This window comes from Rhizobium sp. CB2179 (assembly GCF_057653455.1).
In genome coordinates this window covers 2,613,445-2,629,373 of sequence record NZ_CM172781.1, presented here as the reverse complement: position 1 = coordinate 2,629,373, position 15,929 = coordinate 2,613,445, and the positions used below count along the sequence as shown (strand labels likewise).

Here is a 15,929-nt window from a genome sequence, read left to right as displayed (position 1 = left end):
TGGCGTTTTGGATGCGTTAAGAATGGCGATACATGTCGCTGGCCAGTGGACCACAGCGCGGTGAGGCCGTCGAATCAATTATTCTGTCCGATTTGGCCGGTGTTGGCGGATTCCACGCCCATTCCTGTTGAAGGCAGATCCCGGCCTGGCCATGCGAAGATCCCGCAGACGGCGCGTCACTCATGATCCGCCTTCAGCCGATGCCGGTGAGCTGCCTGTTTTGCGCGGTTGCCGCACATCGCCATACTGCACCAGCGCCGCCGGTGGCCTCGGGTGTGGTCGGCGAAGAGCAGCGTGCAGGCCGGCCCTTCGCAGGCCTTCACCGTGGAGAAATCCTCGGTGCAGACGAATTGCGCCAGCGCCTCGCCGACCGGCAGCAGCAGCGCATCGGGTGCGCGCCATTTGCGCATTGGTTGAAGTGCGAGTGTGGCATCGGCATGTCCTGCGATGATGCGGCTGAAGCCCTCGTTACGTTCGAGTAGGCGGTTCAGCGGCTCCAACTCCTCCAGGGCATTTGCCGGAAGAGGGTGGCCCTTGTGGCTGCGGACGAAATCCCGGAACCATTCGCGCAGGCTCCTTGCCTGGTCTGCGACCTTGTCGAGTTCGCCCGGCAGCGCCTGCGCTCGCATTGCCTCCAGCGTCGCATGGGGGACGAGCCCCGCCTGCTCCAGCCAGCGCAGCAGGCCTTTGCCATCATCGATCCAGTCGACTGGCGTATCGACCGGAGTGGCGATCGAATTCAAAAAATCCAGTCCCAGCGCATCGCCGACGAAAAGGGCAGGTGAGCGGTTGTCCATCATAACTCCTGTTCCGGTCGCCACGATGTGCACCGCTGGCGGTCTCTCGAAGACATGAGTGATATGTAACCTCTTAAAAGGCGCTTGACAAGTTATGCGCTCTGGGAGTAACCGTCATAAATACATTAGATAGGTTACTTTAGCAGAGCAAGGAGAACGCTGATGTCCCCCGAGAATGTGAATCTCGCGAACAGTGTGAATGTCGTATTTGTCCACGGCGCATGGGCGGATGGTTCGAGCTGGACAAAAATCATTCTGCCGCTCACCGCCGAAGGCTTGAGCGTGTTCGCGGTGCCGCTGCCGCTGACCTCCTTCAGCGACGATGTCGCAGCCCTTGAGCACACGCTGGAGCGGGTGACCGGGCCGGTGGTTCTCGTCGGCCATGCCTATGCCGGCGCGGTGATCGCTGCGACCCGGGACGAGAAGGTCAAGGCGCTGGTCTATATCGCCGCCCTGGCACCTGATGAAGGCGAGACGGTCGCCGATATCTTCTATCGCGGCGAGCCGCACCCCAAGGCGCCGAAGCTCGCGCCCGACAGTCATGGCCTGATCTATCTGCCGCAAGAGGCTTTTAGCACCGCATTCGCGCAGAATGCCGAGGCGGGTGAGCAGGCGGTGCTTGCCGCCGTACAGCGGCCGATCTCGCCGGCCTGCATCACTGTTCCCGTGCCGCGCCCGCTCTGGAAGGACCGTCCGGCCTGGTTCCTGATCGCGGAACAGGACCGGATGATCGTTGCCGACAATCAGCGCTTCATGGCCGAGCGCATGCAGGCGCGGGTGCGCTCACACGCCGCCGATCACACGCCAATCGTTACGGCGCCTGCCGCCGTGCTCGACATCGTCAGGGAGGCGGCCGCCGCGGTGGCAGCCTGAATTCAACTGTCAAAACAAGGGATGAGGAGGAAATCGAGATGCACGGAGAGAAGATGACGACCGAGCGGGTGAGCGCCTTTTCAGACGCCATGATCGCGGTGATCATCACCATCATGGTGCTGGAGCTCAAGGCGCCCAAGGTTCCCGACATATCAGCCGTGCTTTCGCTCTGGCCGATCCTGGTCAGCTATGCGCTGAGCTACCTGTTCATCGCGATCATCTGGATCAACCATCATCACCTGCTGCGGCTGGTGCGCTTTGCCTCTACCCGGCTGATCTGGATCAACTTCGTGCACCTCTTCCTGGTGTCGCTGCTGCCGTTCACGACGGCCTGGATGGCGAGGACCGGCCTCGCGCCGATGCCGGTTGCCGTCTATGCCGCGGTCTTCGTGCTGGTCAATGCTGCCTATCTGATGTTCGAGCGCGAGATATTCGCGCAAGCCGAGGCGGGCGCCATGCCGGAACCCGCCCGCCGCCTGGCGCGCCGGCGGACGCTCATCGGCCTGGCGATCTTTGCCGTGGCGGGGCTCGTTGCTCCCTTCGTACCGCTCCTCGGCTTCTTCCTGATCTGCTGCGCCCTCGTTCTCTATCTCCAGCCGGAGATCTTCAACAGCCGCCAGCAAGGGCAGGCGGAATAACCAGACCGGAAATACCAATCAAGTTATCACAGCAAAAGGAGACTGTCATGTCCATCATCAGATACCGCACCGCCGACGTCGACGGCTTCAACATCTTCTATCGCGAGGCCGGTTCGCCGGATGCTCCGAAGCTGTTCCTGCTGCACGGCTTTCCGAGCGCCGGCCACATGTTCCGCGACCTGATGCCGCTGCTCTCCGATCGCTTCCACATCGTCGCGCCCGATCTTCCGGGCTTCGGACGATCCGACCTGCCGGCACGCGGCGCCACTTTCGACGGGATCGCCACGACCATCGATCGTTTCACCGAAGTCGTCGGCTTCGATCGTTACGCCGTCTATGTGTTCGACTACGGCGCGCCGACCGGCTTCCGGCTGGCCGTGAAACATCCTGACCGGATCATGGCGATCATCTCGCAGAACGGCAACGCCTATGTCGAGGGCCTGAGCGAGGGCTGGAACCCGATCCGGGCCTATTGGGAGGATGCGTCCGAGGAGAACCGCAATGCGCTGAAGGCGATGCTGCAGCCGGAAACGACGGTCTGGCAATATACGCATGGGGTTGCCGATCCGACGACGGTTTCGCCCGACGGCTATTCGCTCGACAATTTCTATCTGGCGCGGCCCGGCGTCGAGGACATACAGCTCGACCTCTTCGGCGACTACAAGAGCAATGTCGCGCTCTATCCTGCCTTTCAGGATTATTTCCGCACCCACAAGCCGCCGTTCCTGGCCGTGTGGGGCAAGAACGATCCGTTCTTCCTGCCGCCCGGCGCCGAGGCGTTCAAGCGCGATAATCCCAATGCGGTCGTCCGCTTCCTCGACACCGGCCACTTCGCGCTGGAAACGCATGCCGCAGAGATCGCGGCTGCGATCCGCGATTTTCTGGCCCGCTGAGAGCAGAACCAGGCGCTGCCCGCCGGAAGGGGCGGGCGGTCGCCCAAGCCAACAGGAGAGACGACATGTCTGATACAGTTGCCATCATCACCGGCGCCAGCCAGGGCATCGGCCAGGCGACGGCGCTGCGCCTCGCGCGCGATTTTTCCGCGCTGGTGCTGGTCGCGCGCAACCGCGCCAATCTGGAGGAGACCGCGCAGGCGGTGAGGGCGGTCGGCGCGCAGGCCCTCGTCATCGGCGCCGACCTTGCTGAGCCGGCGGCGGCGCAGGCCGTGGTCGATCAGGCGCTCGGTGCCTTCGGCCGCATCGATGCGCTGCTCAATATCGCCGGCGCCGTGCCGCAGATCGATCTTTTCGAGATGACCGACGCGCAGTGGGAAGGTGGACTGGCGCTGAAGCTGCACGGTGCGCGGCGCCTGACGATTGCCGCCTGGCCGGCACTGAAGGAGACCAACGGCTCCGTCGTCCTGATGTCGGGCAATTCGGCGGTGTTTCCAAAGGCGCCTTATGCGGCGGTCGGCACGATCAATGCGGCGATCGTGGCGCTCGCCAAGGCCTTTGCCGATCGCGGCATCGCCGATAGCGTCCAGGTCAACAGCGTGCTGCCCGGCCCCGTCATGACCGGCCGGCGCCGTTCCTATCTCGAGCACTGGGCACCGTTGCACGGTGTGAGCGTGGAGGAGGCGACCGCGCATTTCCCCGAACAGGCAGGCATTGCCCGCTACGGCGAGCCGGAGGAAATCGCCGAACTGATGGCCTTCCTGGTGTCGCCGGGTGCCCGCTGGATGACCGGCTCGACGCTACGCATAGATGGCGGCGAGGTGAAGTCGATCTGATGTGGTCGACGGCGGGATTGCCCCGCCGTCTTCATCGCCTGTTGTTCTTCTGCTCGTCGAGCCGCTTTCACGCGGCGGGAGCAGCGCGGGTCTTGCCGATCGTCAGAGCCGCCTTTGCTGCCTCGCGTCCTTTCTCGACGAAATGCGCCCGGTAGATCTGCTTGTGGTGTTCGGTTTCCTGATACTGATGCGGCGTCAGCGACACCGACAGCACCGGCACACCGGTATCCATGCCGGCGCGCATCAGCCCATCGACGACGGCCTGGGCGACGAATTCGTGGCGGTAGATTCCGCCGTCGACGACGAAGGCGGCGGCAACGACAGCGGCATAGCGTCCGGTTGCAGCAAGATCGCGTGACAGCAGCGGCATCTCGAATGCGCCGGGAACATCGAACACGTCGACCTGCTCGGGCGGAATAAGCTGATGGAAGCCATCAAGGGCGCGGTCGACGATGTCGGCGTGCCAGCTGGCTTTGACGAAGGCATAGCGGGTGGGTGTCACGGCAATCTCCTTTGGCGAACAGACACATCACCCAAGGCGATCACGAACGTTCCCGACAGCCGCAAGGGCGGCAGGAGCGCACGTTCTCTTTCATCCGGACTATGACCGTCGGCTCAGGCATCTCACCTGATCTGCTGACCCTTCCTGAGAAGGCGCTCGCGGGCTCGCAACCAAAATTGCATACCGCCGGTAGGGACTTTCACCCCGCCCTGAGAACGGCGCGAACAATAGGGGTAAGGTGGCGGGCTGGCAATAGGTTGAAATGCTTTCGCGGCCGGAGCTGGATCAGGGCTCCCCAAGCGGCGATTCCGCTCGTTCGTCGATGGCGACGGGCAATACCTCTTGCGGAGGAGGAGCCTGCGCCTACATTCTCTCGGTGAGGACATCCACGTCAGAAGCACGACAAGACAGGACGCGCTGTCTCCGCCTGGGCGGGGCCGTGACAACCATGGGAGAGAGTGATGCCAGAATCTTTCGTCGTCCACCGCGAGGCGCATATCGCGGCGCCGCCGGCCGCGGTATTCGCGCTGATGACCGATCCGGAGAAGATCCTGCGCTGGATGGGAACGGAAGCGCAGGTCGAGCCGCAGCCCGGCGGGCTCTATCTCGTCAACGTTACCGGCGCCCGCTTTGCGCGCGGCTCGTTTCGCGAGGTGGTGCCGGTTCATCGCCTTGCCTACAGTTTCGGCTGGGATGGCAGTGAAGTGGTGCCGCCGGGGTCGAGCCTGGTCGAGATCGACCTGATCGAACAGGGGAGCGGAACGCTGCTGCGGCTCACCCATAGCGGCCTGCCCAGCGCCGATCAATGCGCCGGCCATGCGGAAGGCTGGGCGCATTACCTCGGGCGCCTGACAGAAGTCGCCGCCGGGCGTGATCCGGGTCCCGACGCTTTTTACGGCCGGACATGAACAATTTTTGCGGGCGCGGGGCGTCTCTGAAGCGCTTGCCGCAGCGACAACAGCGGTCGGCGGGCGCTCAAACCGGCCGTACGGAAGCGCTGCTTTTTCTCCCGCAAACATGAACGCGCAGTTCATCTCCAGTTCAATTTAGCGGCCATAAAGTTGGGACGGCTGGATTGAAAATGGAGTTCACGATGAAGGCACTTTCTATCGCGGCTGCCTTGCTTGCCGGCAGCCTCTCGATCGGTACCGCGGAGGCAATGCCGATGGGGACAATCAATGTCCAGAGCAGTGTCACAAAGGTCGACTACGCCTGCGGTCGCGGCTGGCATCTGACGCGCTGGGGCGAATGCCGGCGAAGCTGGAGACGCCCGCCGCCGGTAGCTTTCTACGGTGGTCCGCCCCGCTGGGGCTGGGAGCGGCGTCACCGCGATTGGGATGGCCCGCGCTGGCGCCATGAGCGGCGCTGGGATCGCGACCGGCGTTGGCGGGATAATGACTAAAAGTCTCGCTCAGATGTAAATGGACGAAGGCCGGAGCGATTTTCGCCCGGCCTTTTCTCATGAAAAAGCGTCGCCGACGCTGACAGCCAGCGTTCTTGCGATTTGCCCGAGAGGGTCAGATCCTGCTGACGAGCCAGTGCGTGTCGTCGATCAATTCCTCGAGCTCGACGGGATCCTTGACGCCGAATTCGAACCATTCGACGAGTTCTTTCGCCTTGCGGCTGCTTTCCTCCGCCGTCAGCTCGACCTGATACCTTTCGCACCATCGCCGAAGGATCGACGTCAGCAGCGTCATGTCATTCCCATCCAGCGGATCTTTTGGCCAGAATATCGTGCCCATCGCACCCCTCAATCACACGATGACGAACGGCCCTATAATGGAATCAAAGTCGCGCAAGTTTAAAGTGTTTATTTTTTGTTTTCCACCGCAGTGGATGGTTTTTCGACAGGGGAGTGGACGCACTTTTGGGGTGACAGGTTGAGTCGATGGGAATGTCCTCACGGACACCCGTGGCGTGTCCTGATGAACGTGCAGGATATCTGCTTGTCGAACCCGGGATGACCGCAAGCGGTCACTCCGGGGATGTCCTTGCGGCTGCCCCGGTGAGCGTGCGATGTTAAGCTATGGATCTGCCGTCCCCCCTTGCCTGGCTGGTTGACGAGGCCGGCGCCTCGCCTGGTCCCGAACGGTTTCTGGCCGAACTCGGGCGCAGGCTGCTGGCCGATGGCCTGCCGCTTTCCGGCGGCGCGCTGACCCTTTCGGTGCCGCATCCGATCATAGCGCGGCGCACCTGGCTGTGGCGCGCCGAGACCGGTGCTGTCATCGAGGCGTTAGCCTTTGCCGCGGCGCCGCAGAGCGAGGCTGGGCGCGAGTGGCTGGCCGGGCTCGGGCCGGTATGGGAGGCCAGGATCGGGCCTACGCAGGATAATCAGGCATTGGACAGCCCGCTGCTTGGCTGGGCGGGGGTTGCAAACGGGGTAGGGGGCAGCGCATTCGGCCCGGCCGAGGCTGGCCTGCTGCACGAAGTTGCGCGTTTTTCTGCAGCCCCGCTCGCCGCTTTGGCGGCGCGGGAGGCGCGGGCCGCGCTGCTTGAAGCCTATCTCGGCCGGCGCAGCGCCGCCCGGGTGCAGGCCGGCGCGCTTGCCCGCGGCACCGGCGAGACCATCCGCGCAGCCCTTCTCTGCGCCGATCTGCGCGACTTCACCGCGCTCTCCGAGGTGACCGAGCCTCACGTGATGATCACCGTACTGGACGCCTGGTTCGACCGTGTCGCGGGCGCCGTGCATGCCTTCGGGGGCGAGGTGCTGAAGTTCATCGGCGACGGCGTGCTGGCGATCTTTCCGGTCACGGCTACGTCGAGCGAGAGCGACGCTGCCCGAGGGGATCGCGGGGCCTGCGAGGCCGCGCTGCGCGCGGTCGCCGCCAGCCGCGCGGGCATGGCCCACCTCGATCAGGTGCGCCAGGCGCAGGGGCTGGCGCCGCTGCCCTTCGGCGCAGCACTGCATTTCGGCGAGATCCTGTGGGGGAATATTGGTGCTGCCGACCGGCTGGATTTCACCGCCATCGGCCCCGCCGTCAATCTGGTCAGCCGGCTGGAAGGGCTGTGCAAGCCGCTCGGCCGAAGTGTGCTGATCTCGGGCGCAGTGGCGGCGAATACGGCAACGGCCCTGATGCCGCTCGGAGAGCACACCTTGCGCGGCATCGCCGCCCCTTGCGCGGTCTTCACCCTGCCTGAGGATTGAGCCGCGGACAGGGCAGTTGCATTTATGCAAAGAAAGCTTTGCAAAGATGTCTTTGCAATAGTAGGCTTCCGGCATGAAAAATCCGCGCCCGCCGCCTGCTCAATCCGTCACCGCACCCCGCACCCTCAGCCGCGTCGTGCCCGATCCCACCGCGCTGAAGGCGCTGACGCATCCTGTCCGGCTGCGCATGCTCGGCATGCTCAGGGTCGATGGACCCGCCACGGCGACGCAGCTGGCAGTGCGGCTCGGGCTGAATAGCGGCGCGACCAGCTATCACCTACGCCAGCTCGCCCAATACGGCTTCATCGAGGAAGCGCCGCATGCTTCGCGGCGCGACCGCTGGTGGCGCGCCAGCCACGAGCTCACCTCGGTGCCGGCAAGCGAGGCCGAGGGTGAAGCGCTTGATCTCGACCTCGCCTTCAACCAGGCGATACTCTCTCTGCAGGTCGGCCAGATGCAGCAGGCGCTGGAGGAATATGCCGAGCTGCCGGCGGAATGGCGCAAGGCGAGCACGGCCAGCGACATCATCATCCCGATGACGGCGGAACAGGCCGAAGCCCTGACCAAGCGGCTGACCGATACCATTCTCGAAGCGATGCGGGTGGCTCCGCCTTTGGGGGAGCTGGCACCCCCGGATATGGTTCCCTTCTCGATCATGCTGCACGCCTTTCCCTATCCGGGCCGGCTCCCGCATCGCGAGGAAGATGATGGGTCATGAGGAAGGGTGGGCCATTCCTGGCGCTTGCCGCGGCCGAGACGCTTTCGCTTTCCGGCACGCGGCTGTCGACCATCGCTATTCCCTGGTTGGTGCTGAGCGCGACCGGCAGCCCCGTTTTAACCGGGCTGACAGCGATGATGGAGATGCTCCCCTATGTCGCCGCCAAGGCGCTCAGTGGGCCGCTGATCGACCGCGTCGGCCCGAAACGCATCGCTGTCGTCTGCGACACCGCCTCGGTGGCCGTGGTGATGCTGGTGCCGCTGCTCGATTGGCTCGGCCTGCTTGATATGTCGCTGCTGCTGCCTGTCGTCTTTGCCATGGGTGTGCTGCGCGGTCCATCCGATGCTGCCAAACAGGCGATGGTGCCTGATATTGCCGAATTGGCGGCGGTGCCGCTCGAGCGGGTGACAGGCCTCGTTGGTGCCATCGAGCGGCTGGCCTCGACGGCGGGTGCGGCCGGCGCCGGCGCGCTGATCGGCCTGATCGGCCCGGGCCAAGCGCTGGTGGTCAATGCCGTCACCTTCGCCGCCGCTGCGCTGATTGTGGGAGTAGGCATCCCCGGATTGCGGCGCGTCCCCGAGCTGCGCTGCATGCCCGGGGCCCGGCCGGGCGGGATGTCCTCCTATCTCGGCGATCTCAGGGAAGGCTGGCGCTTTCTGCGCGGCGACGCGGTGCTCGTCAGCATTGTCATCATGGTGGCGACCACTAACCTGCTGGACCAGGCTTATCACGCGGTGCTGCTGCCCGTCTGGACGCGGAGCTCAGGCCATGGCCCGGAATTGCTGGGGGCGATGTTTTCGGCCTTCACCGGCGCCTCGATCGCGGGTGCTGCGATTGCCGCTGCGATCGGCGAGCGGATGCCGCGCCTGATGGTTTATACCGTGGCCTTCCTGCTGACCGGATTTCCGCGCTTTCTCGTTATTGCGCTGGATGCGCCACTCCCCATCATCTTCCTCACCCTGGCAATCGCAGGATTTGCCTCGGGCTTCCTCAATCCGATCCTGTCGGCGGTGATCTTCGAGCGCATCCCCAAGCCGCTGACCGGCCGCGTCACCGCGATGAACGCCGCCCTCTGCTTCGCGCTCATCCCCTTCGGCGGCCTCGTCGGCGGCGCCCTGATCAGCACGATCGGCCTCGCCGCGGCGCTCTCGCTCACCGGGCTCGCCTATCTCGCCGCAACCCTCTTTCCCCTGGCGCTGAAGAGCTTCCGCGGCTTCGACAAGCCTATCACCCAGACCTAGCGTCGCGGTTGCGTGCCTCGCTCTGGTCTCCAAGCTCCTCGACCATCAGATCGATGAAGCGTCGGACACGCGGTTCCAGCAGGCGCTTGTCGGGATAGAGCGTGACGATCTTTACGTCGTCGGTTTCGAGGTCGGGCAGGATCTGCCGGAGGCGGCCGGTGACGAGATCGTCGGCGACGAGAAAATCGGGAAGCAGCGCGATGCCCAGTCCCGCCAGGGCGGCGTCGCGGATCGCCTCTGCGCTGTCGAGCCTCAAGCGGCTGCGGTCCTGCGCCTTGATCCAGGAACCGCCTTCCCCGCGAAAGCGCCAGCCCTGCCTTTGATTGCGGCCGGCGAAGATCAGGCAGTCATGGACCGCGAGATCGTCGATATCGCGGGGCTCGCCGCGCTCGGCAAGGTAGGCCGACGAGGCGCAGAGCCGCGCCTTATAGGTGGCGATCACGCGTGAGACCAGGCGGGTGTCCGTCGCCGTCGCGCCGATCCGGATCGCCAGATCGAAGCCTTCCTCGACGATGTCGGCCAGGCGATCGGTGAAGCTCACTTCGACCTGGATGTCGGGCCAGGCCTGAAGATATTTTTCAAGCAAAGGCAGCACGACAAGCCGCCCGAAGGCATCGGGAACGGTCAGCCGGAGAACGCCTCGCGGCGTGCTGTTCTGCCCCGCAACGCTCGCCTCCGCCTCGTCGACCAATGCAAGGATCTGCAGCCCGCGCTCGTAAAACATCCGGCCTTCGTCGGTCAGGTTCAACGTTCTCGTCGTGCGGTTGAGCAGACGCGCGCCGAGCCGGTCTTCCAGGCGGATGACAGCCTTGCCTGCCGCTGAACGCGACAGGCCCAGGGCTTGGCCGCCGGCGATAAAGCTTCCGGCATCGACGACGGCCATGAAGATCAGGATATCGTTCAGGTTCGTACGCGGCATCAGGCAACTCGAGCGGTTCGGCTACGGCATAACTCGGTCAGTCATGCGACCGATTCAAGGTTCGGAGCATCAACGTCCAACACGGCAGTAAGGTCCGAGCACTTCGCTTCTGTGTCGGCGGCCGGCGTTTTGCGCCTCGCTTTCTGCGTCAGTTGCGCGGTCGCCTATACCGGATGACATGCAGCCAGAGCCGGGGTTGTGCCGAATGAGGCAGTCGAACTAAGCTACAGCATATCGCCGAGACTCCAATGGTTGTTCCATCGGACGTCGATCTCGTCGTCGACATTCTGATATCTGATGTCGGTGGAGAGGCGCAGCCGCCGGGTGCGGTCCTGGTTGGTGGTCGAGGCGTGGATCATGTAGGGCGAGTGAAGCACCACGTCGCCGGCCTCATAATCGGCGGCGAGCCAGCGGGTGTCGAAGCGCTCCGCCATATCGGGTAGATCCTTCGAGATCCAGCCGCCTTCCGCCATGTGGCGGTTATAGGCACTGATCCGCTCTTCTGCAGAAAGATCGCCGCTTGCTGCCTGGAACTCGGCCTCCATCTTGACGCCCAGCGCGTGCGAGCCTTCGAGATAGACCAGGCCGCCCATCTCGGCGGGGATGTCGCCGATCGGAATCCAGGCCGTCACCAGGCGGCTGGTGCCGCCGCGGAGATAGACGAGATCATAGTGGGCCGGCGTGGCCGTCGGCGTTCCCGGCTGGATGAAACGCATGAGCTTGCGCTTGTGGAGATAGGAGATGCCCTGCAGGAAATCGTCCATGAAGCGGGCGAGCGGCGGTTGCGCACAGAAACCTTCATAGGCGGCTGAGCGGACGAGGGACATCAGGCGCCTGTCCCCAAGGCTCCTGTCGAAGCCGCCGGCAGACGCGATGCCCAGAGAAAAATCGCTGCCGGGATCGACCAGCCCGGTTTCGGCGAGATGTTCGAAAACCCAGCGGCGAAAATCGATCACATCGGCCCGCGGGAGAAGGCCTTTCAGCCAGACATAGCCATCGTCCTGGTAGCGGCGGCGGATGGCGTCGATGCCGATGCCGGGATCGGTCGGCGCGAGCCAACCGATCCGCTCAACGGGCAAGGTTCTGCCGTTTGCGGCAAGAGGCAAATCCATCTTGCGAGCTTGTATGACCTCCGCAGCAATTGACATTTCACTCCTCCGTCGCTTGAGTTGACTTGCCATCAATTACCTGATCCGGCATACCAACCGACATAGAGGAAATTGATAGCTGGACTTTTCGCTCACCATGAGAGACGCCGAAGCCATCTATAGAACGCCGCTCGGCGCAGCCGGCGGACTGGCAGTCACCGGCAGCGGCAGGCAGCATGCCCGGCGTGCGGTGACGGACCGGAAACTGCCGAGTTTCGCCGTCGTGCTGGTGGAGCGAGGGCAGGGCTGGCTGGAAACGGCCGCCACCGGCCGCATGAGCCTGACCGGACCTGCATTGTTCTGGCTGTTTCCGAACCGCGTACATTCCTATGGCCCCGACGAAGGCGGCTGGGACGAGCGCTGGGCGCTTTTCGAAGGGTCGTTCACGCGAGACTTCGTGAGGCTGAGGATCATGACCGAGCGACATCCGGTCGTCGCCCTGCATCATCTCGACGAGGTGATGCGGCTTTTCGGCAAACTTCATGCCGATCTGCTTGACGACACCAACCTCGGGCAGGCCTCGGCGGCATTGATGCTGCATCGCATCGTCATATCCGCCGCCAGACAGGCAAGCGGCGCGGCCGATCGACGCCAGGAAAGGCTAGATATGGCCGACATCGTGGAAACGCTACGGCGGCGGGCGATGCAACCGTTGGACCTTGCAGCCTTTGCCGCCGAGCATGGCATGTCTCCGGCCACGCTGCGCAGGCGGTTCACGCTCGAAACTGGACTGCCTCCCAAAGCATTTCAGCTTCGGGCGCGCATGGATCATGCCAAACAGCTATTGGCAACCACCGACGAAAAGATCGAAACGGTCGCCGCGATGATCGGCTTGGATGACCCGTTTTATTTTTCGCGGGTCTTTCACGAACGTGAGGGCTGCAGTCCTCGCGAATTCCGTGCGAGATATCCGCGGGTTTGAGAGCCCGGCAGCAATGACAGCGCGTCAGCGCCAACCCATCGCCGGCGCGACGTGGGTCAGGATCGCTTCGATGACGTGGGCGTTATATTCGACGCCGAGCTGGTTGGGCACGGTGAGCAGCAGCGTGTCAGCCTCGGCGATCGCCTCGTCTTCGGCGAGTTGCTTGATCAGGGCATCGGGTTCGGCCGCATAGCTCCGACCGAAGATCGCCCGGGTCTTCTCATCGATGAAGCCGATCTTGTCGCCCTCGTCGTTGCCGTAGCCGAAATAGGCGCGGTCGCGGTCGTCGACCAGCGCGAAGATGCTGCGGCTGACCGAGATGCGTGGCTGGCGCGTGTGGCCCGCTTCTTTCCAGGCCTCGCGGTATGCCCGGATCTGGTCGGCCTGCTGGACGTGGAAGGGCTCTCCCGTCTCATCGTCCTTCAGCGTCGAACTCTGCAGGTTCATGCCGAGCTTGGCTGCCCAGACGGCGGTGGCATTCGAGCTCGCGCCCCACCATATCCGCTCGCGCAGGCCCTCGGAATGTGGCTCGAGGCGCAGCAGGCCGGGCGGATTGGGAAACATCGGCCGCGGGTTCGGCTTGGCAAACCCTTCACCGCGCAGCACTTCGAGGAAGACTTCGGCATGGTGGCGGGCCATGTCGGCCTCGCTCTGGCCTTCGGGCGGGGCATAGCCGAAATGCCGCCAGCCATCGATCACCTGTTCGGGCGAACCGCGGCTGATGCCGAGCTGCAGGCGGCCGCCGGCAATGAGGTCGGCCGCGCCGGCATCCTCGGCCATATAAAGCGGGTTTTCGTAGCGCATGTCGATGACGGCAGTGCCGATCTCGATCCGATTGGTTCTCGCGCCGACCGCTGATAGCAGCGGGAAGGGTGCGGCCAGCTGGCGGGCAAAATGATGAACGCGAAAATACGCTCCGTCGGCGCCGAGTTCCTCGGCCGCGACGGCAAGGTCGATCGACTGCAGCAGCGCGTCGCCGGCCGAGCGCGTCTGCGATTGGGGTGAGGGCGTCCAGTGCCCGAACGAGAGGAAACCGATCTTCTTCATACCGATGCCGCACCTTGATCCGTTGTGTCTGGGGTCGATGGGTCATCGCACAGTTTTGGGCCGGAAGACAATCGGAACCGGAAGGGCACGGCGGATCTGCATGGGATCGGATCAGACGGAATGGCAGACCGAGTTGGCTTTGAATGCACAGCTCTCGTCCGTCAGGAATTTGCCAAGCGATTGGGGATGAGTTCCGACTGCATCCAATGCGTTTCACTCTGAATGTGGTTGTCCCGCACATACTTGCCCATCCGAACCGGCATTTCGGCTTCCAGGAATCCATCAGTGATACGAACGACAAAACCCTCCTGCTTGGTCCTATCCAGCGAGGCCGCAATATCCTCGAACAGACCGGCTTTGTATGGTCCCCGATATAGTGTCGACACCGGATCGATGCCCAGTTCTTCGAATCGGGCCAGAGTCAGATCCCAGGATTGGACCTCATCGTCGCTAATCCATGCAAAGCCGAGGAAGTACGACGGCAGGTCATCATAGCCGATCGAGTGCTGGGCATAGAGGTTCTCGCCGACGATGCGTTCGCCATGTGCCAGTTGCGGGCTGATGCCGGCGGCAAAGGCTTTAAGCCAATCACGCGACGAATGATAACGGCTGTCGGGACTGCGGGCGTGAGACCCACCCCGATGAATGGTCGTGTTCTAACCATCCATTTTCACGGTGATGACAAGATCGGCGATCATCAGCCCGTCAAGCTTCGTCATGACCTTGTCGTCGCTTGTCGCTCCGGGCGAAATCGGTAGGTGATAGGTTCGTCCGTATTTTTTCATGGGATGAAGGCATAGCCGTTGGCGATCGCGCAATGCAAGGTCGCACCCGTCTACGGATCGGCATCTTCGATGGTTGGTGCGATGATCATATCCGAATTCAAGCGGAAGGAGAGCCAATGGCCATAAATGCTGGAGAACGAGTCGGTTTTCGCGATGGCGGCGGGCTTTCGTTTGCTATGATGCGGCGGACGGCGAGCGGCGTGAGCCTCCGCACAAAGTCCTGGCGCGTCTTCTCATCCTTGGCTGCGGGCCGTCGCATTGCAACCGAGAAGCTTGAAACATGCGCTACACATTCGCCATAGGTGATATCCACGGCTGTATCGATCCGCTGAACAGGATGATCGATCGGATCGAGACTTATGCGTCTGAAGGGACCGTCGTCTTCGTTGGCGACTATGTCGATCGCGGGCCTGACAGCAAAAGTGTCCTCGACCGGATCATCGCCGGTCCATCGGACCCGTGGCGATGGATTTGCCTGAAAGGCAATCATGAGGACATGATGGTCGCTGCCTATGCCGACAGCGACAGCAGAGACGTGTGGATCAGCAACGGCGGACTCGAAACCGAAATGTCCTATGACGGCAGGGTTCTGCCTCAGCATTTGCAATGGGCTGCCGATCGTCCCCTCATGCATGTCGATCGATATCGCATCTTTGTCCATGCCGGCGTTGTTCCGGAATTTCCGCTGGAACGGCAGACCAAGCGCGATCTTCTCTGGCTACGGTTCCCTCCCGGTGAGTCCAGCATCTATTGGGGCAAGCACCTGGTCCACGGCCATACGCCGTCGCTGTCCAACCCGGTGACAACTGGAAACCGCACCAACATCGACAGCGGCTGCGTCTTCGGCGGCAAGCTTTCCTGCGCGGTGTTCGATGACGAAATTGCCGGTGGGCCGATCGACTTTATCGAGGTGAGGGCGTGAACTTGGGCGTGTCGGCAGGGAGATAATACCGGAGGCTGAGCGGAGTGCTGCTTAGCGGGGAAGCTATCGCCCCGCCATGACTCGTCAGCAGAAAGTTTGGCGAGAATGCCATCCCAATCTCCGTCATTCCTGTGACGGGCACAGGAATGACGGAGGAGAGATGTGGCGGCATTTAGCACGTCACTAACGACTCAGGCCCCGCCAGCCGGCGGCGAGCCGCAGCCAGGGCGCCAGGTGGAAGCCGCTCATCAGCAGGTACATGGGCAGCATTCCGCCGATCGGGAAAGCATCCGGCGTCGTCATGCAGATCATGTCGGCGCTGCCGGTCGTGGCTGTCAGCACCGCCATGATCGCGAATGTCGGAGCGGCTGCGAGCGACAGCCAATCGGCTACGCGGCCGGCGATTTGGTCGCCTGGGCTAGCCATGCGACGGCTCGGCTTAGCAACTGATCCGTCTGCTGCGGCGGCCAGCGAGAGCCATTCGGCGGCGTTGAGAGCGGCGTTGCCGTCGGCTCTCTTTGGAGTGTGGGCGGAAAGCAGCAT

At 63.3% G+C, this 15,929-nt stretch carries 20 protein-coding genes and 1 riboswitch; of the genes, 11 read left to right on the top strand and 9 right to left on the bottom strand.

The features are described from left to right. Positions 1–176: 176 nt before the first annotated feature. Positions 177–797 (bottom strand): CGNR zinc finger domain-containing protein, encoded by a 621-nt coding sequence (locus tag AC244Q_RS13225; RefSeq protein WP_012758136.1) that lies wholly within the window; start codon positions 795–797, stop codon positions 177–179. A 162-nt stretch (positions 798–959) separates the two neighbouring features. Between AC244Q_RS13225 and AC244Q_RS13220 the strand changes: the two genes are divergently transcribed. From AC244Q_RS13220 to AC244Q_RS13205, 4 genes are all read left to right on the top strand, one after another. Continuing rightward, positions 960–1,670, top strand: a complete 711-nt coding sequence (locus tag AC244Q_RS13220; RefSeq protein WP_012758135.1) for an alpha/beta fold hydrolase — start codon at positions 960–962, stop codon at positions 1,668–1,670. A gap of 38 nt (positions 1,671–1,708) precedes the next feature. Further along, positions 1,709–2,308: a TMEM175 family protein gene (locus tag AC244Q_RS13215; RefSeq protein WP_017994608.1), complete on the top strand. Its 600-nt coding sequence runs from the start codon at positions 1,709–1,711 to the stop codon at positions 2,306–2,308. Between the two features lie 47 nt (positions 2,309–2,355). Further along, positions 2,356–3,201 (top strand): alpha/beta fold hydrolase, encoded by an 846-nt coding sequence (locus tag AC244Q_RS13210; RefSeq protein WP_128407675.1) that lies wholly within the window; start codon positions 2,356–2,358, stop codon positions 3,199–3,201. 65 nt (positions 3,202–3,266) lie between these two features. Further along, the gene (locus AC244Q_RS13205; RefSeq protein WP_017994607.1) at positions 3,267–4,037 is read left to right on the top strand and encodes an SDR family oxidoreductase; all 771 of its coding nucleotides are present in this window, start codon (positions 3,267–3,269) and stop codon (positions 4,035–4,037) included. Between the two features lie 67 nt (positions 4,038–4,104). Here AC244Q_RS13205 and AC244Q_RS13200 read toward each other — a convergent pair whose 3' ends face one another. After that, positions 4,105–4,539 (bottom strand): 6,7-dimethyl-8-ribityllumazine synthase, encoded by a 435-nt coding sequence (locus AC244Q_RS13200; protein ID WP_128407674.1) that lies wholly within the window; start codon positions 4,537–4,539, stop codon positions 4,105–4,107. A 78-nt stretch (positions 4,540–4,617) separates the two neighbouring features. Further along, positions 4,618–4,760: riboswitch (FMN riboswitch) on the bottom strand. Positions 4,761–5,000: 240 nt separating this feature from the next. Here AC244Q_RS13200 and AC244Q_RS13195 point away from each other — a divergent pair. Both AC244Q_RS13195 and AC244Q_RS13190 read left to right on the top strand, forming a co-directional pair. Beyond that, positions 5,001–5,447, top strand: a complete 447-nt coding sequence (locus AC244Q_RS13195; protein WP_017994605.1) for an SRPBCC family protein — start codon at positions 5,001–5,003, stop codon at positions 5,445–5,447. A gap of 185 nt (positions 5,448–5,632) precedes the next feature. Beyond that, a complete protein-coding gene (locus AC244Q_RS13190; RefSeq protein WP_017994604.1) occupies positions 5,633–5,941 on the top strand; it encodes a GCG_CRPN prefix-to-repeats domain-containing protein in 309 nt (102 codons plus the stop codon). A 115-nt stretch (positions 5,942–6,056) separates the two neighbouring features. Here AC244Q_RS13190 and AC244Q_RS13185 read toward each other — a convergent pair whose 3' ends face one another. Then, the gene (locus AC244Q_RS13185) at positions 6,057–6,281 is read right to left on the bottom strand and encodes a hypothetical protein (protein ID WP_128407673.1); all 225 of its coding nucleotides are present in this window, start codon (positions 6,279–6,281) and stop codon (positions 6,057–6,059) included. Between the two features lie 284 nt (positions 6,282–6,565). On the opposite strand from AC244Q_RS13185, the gene AC244Q_RS13180 reads away from it, so the two are divergent. The 3 genes from AC244Q_RS13180 to AC244Q_RS13170 all read left to right on the top strand — a co-directional run bounded on the left by AC244Q_RS13180 (position 6,566) and on the right by AC244Q_RS13170 (position 9,643). Further along, positions 6,566–7,684, top strand: coding sequence for an adenylate/guanylate cyclase domain-containing protein (locus tag AC244Q_RS13180; protein ID WP_128407672.1), 1,119 nt, complete (start codon positions 6,566–6,568; stop codon positions 7,682–7,684). A 73-nt stretch (positions 7,685–7,757) separates the two neighbouring features. Next, the gene (locus AC244Q_RS13175) at positions 7,758–8,402 is read left to right on the top strand and encodes a winged helix-turn-helix domain-containing protein (RefSeq protein ID WP_128407671.1); all 645 of its coding nucleotides are present in this window, start codon (positions 7,758–7,760) and stop codon (positions 8,400–8,402) included. Continuing rightward, positions 8,399–9,643, top strand: a complete 1,245-nt coding sequence (locus AC244Q_RS13170; protein ID WP_128407670.1) for an MFS transporter — start codon at positions 8,399–8,401, stop codon at positions 9,641–9,643. Before AC244Q_RS13175 ends, AC244Q_RS13170 begins: the two co-directional genes overlap by 4 nt. Here the strand turns inward: AC244Q_RS13170 and AC244Q_RS13165 are convergent. Then, positions 9,630–10,562 (bottom strand): LysR family transcriptional regulator, encoded by a 933-nt coding sequence (locus AC244Q_RS13165; protein WP_017994600.1) that lies wholly within the window; start codon positions 10,560–10,562, stop codon positions 9,630–9,632. The two genes, AC244Q_RS13170 and AC244Q_RS13165, sit on opposite strands and share 14 nt — an antisense overlap. Positions 10,563–10,786: 224 nt before the next feature. Continuing rightward, positions 10,787–11,710, bottom strand: a complete 924-nt coding sequence (locus tag AC244Q_RS13160; protein ID WP_017994599.1) for a phytanoyl-CoA dioxygenase family protein — start codon at positions 11,708–11,710, stop codon at positions 10,787–10,789. Between the two features lie 97 nt (positions 11,711–11,807). On the opposite strand from AC244Q_RS13160, the gene AC244Q_RS13155 reads away from it, so the two are divergent. After that, positions 11,808–12,632 (top strand): helix-turn-helix transcriptional regulator, encoded by an 825-nt coding sequence (locus AC244Q_RS13155; protein WP_017994598.1) that lies wholly within the window; start codon positions 11,808–11,810, stop codon positions 12,630–12,632. A gap of 24 nt (positions 12,633–12,656) precedes the next feature. Here the strand turns inward: AC244Q_RS13155 and AC244Q_RS13150 are convergent, their stop codons facing one another. The 3 genes from AC244Q_RS13150 to AC244Q_RS13140 form a co-directional block, all read right to left on the bottom strand. Beyond that, the gene (locus tag AC244Q_RS13150) at positions 12,657–13,679 is read right to left on the bottom strand and encodes an LLM class flavin-dependent oxidoreductase (protein ID WP_017994597.1); all 1,023 of its coding nucleotides are present in this window, start codon (positions 13,677–13,679) and stop codon (positions 12,657–12,659) included. Between the two features lie 161 nt (positions 13,680–13,840). Then, the gene (locus tag AC244Q_RS13145) at positions 13,841–14,326 is read right to left on the bottom strand and encodes an RNA ligase family protein (protein ID WP_313903207.1); all 486 of its coding nucleotides are present in this window, start codon (positions 14,324–14,326) and stop codon (positions 13,841–13,843) included. A 9-nt stretch (positions 14,327–14,335) separates the two neighbouring features. Next, complete coding sequence (locus AC244Q_RS13140; protein ID WP_017994595.1) at positions 14,336–14,464, bottom strand: hypothetical protein; 129 nt, start codon at positions 14,462–14,464, stop codon at positions 14,336–14,338. Between the two features lie 280 nt (positions 14,465–14,744). On the opposite strand from AC244Q_RS13140, the gene AC244Q_RS13135 reads away from it, so the two are divergent. Beyond that, positions 14,745–15,386 (top strand): metallophosphoesterase family protein, encoded by a 642-nt coding sequence (locus tag AC244Q_RS13135; protein ID WP_128407669.1) that lies wholly within the window; start codon positions 14,745–14,747, stop codon positions 15,384–15,386. 183 nt (positions 15,387–15,569) lie between these two features. On the opposite strand, the gene AC244Q_RS13130 is transcribed toward AC244Q_RS13135, so the two are convergent. Next, on the bottom strand, positions 15,570–15,929 hold the full coding sequence (locus tag AC244Q_RS13130; RefSeq protein ID WP_012758118.1) for a hypothetical protein: 360 nt from the start codon (positions 15,927–15,929) through the stop codon (positions 15,570–15,572).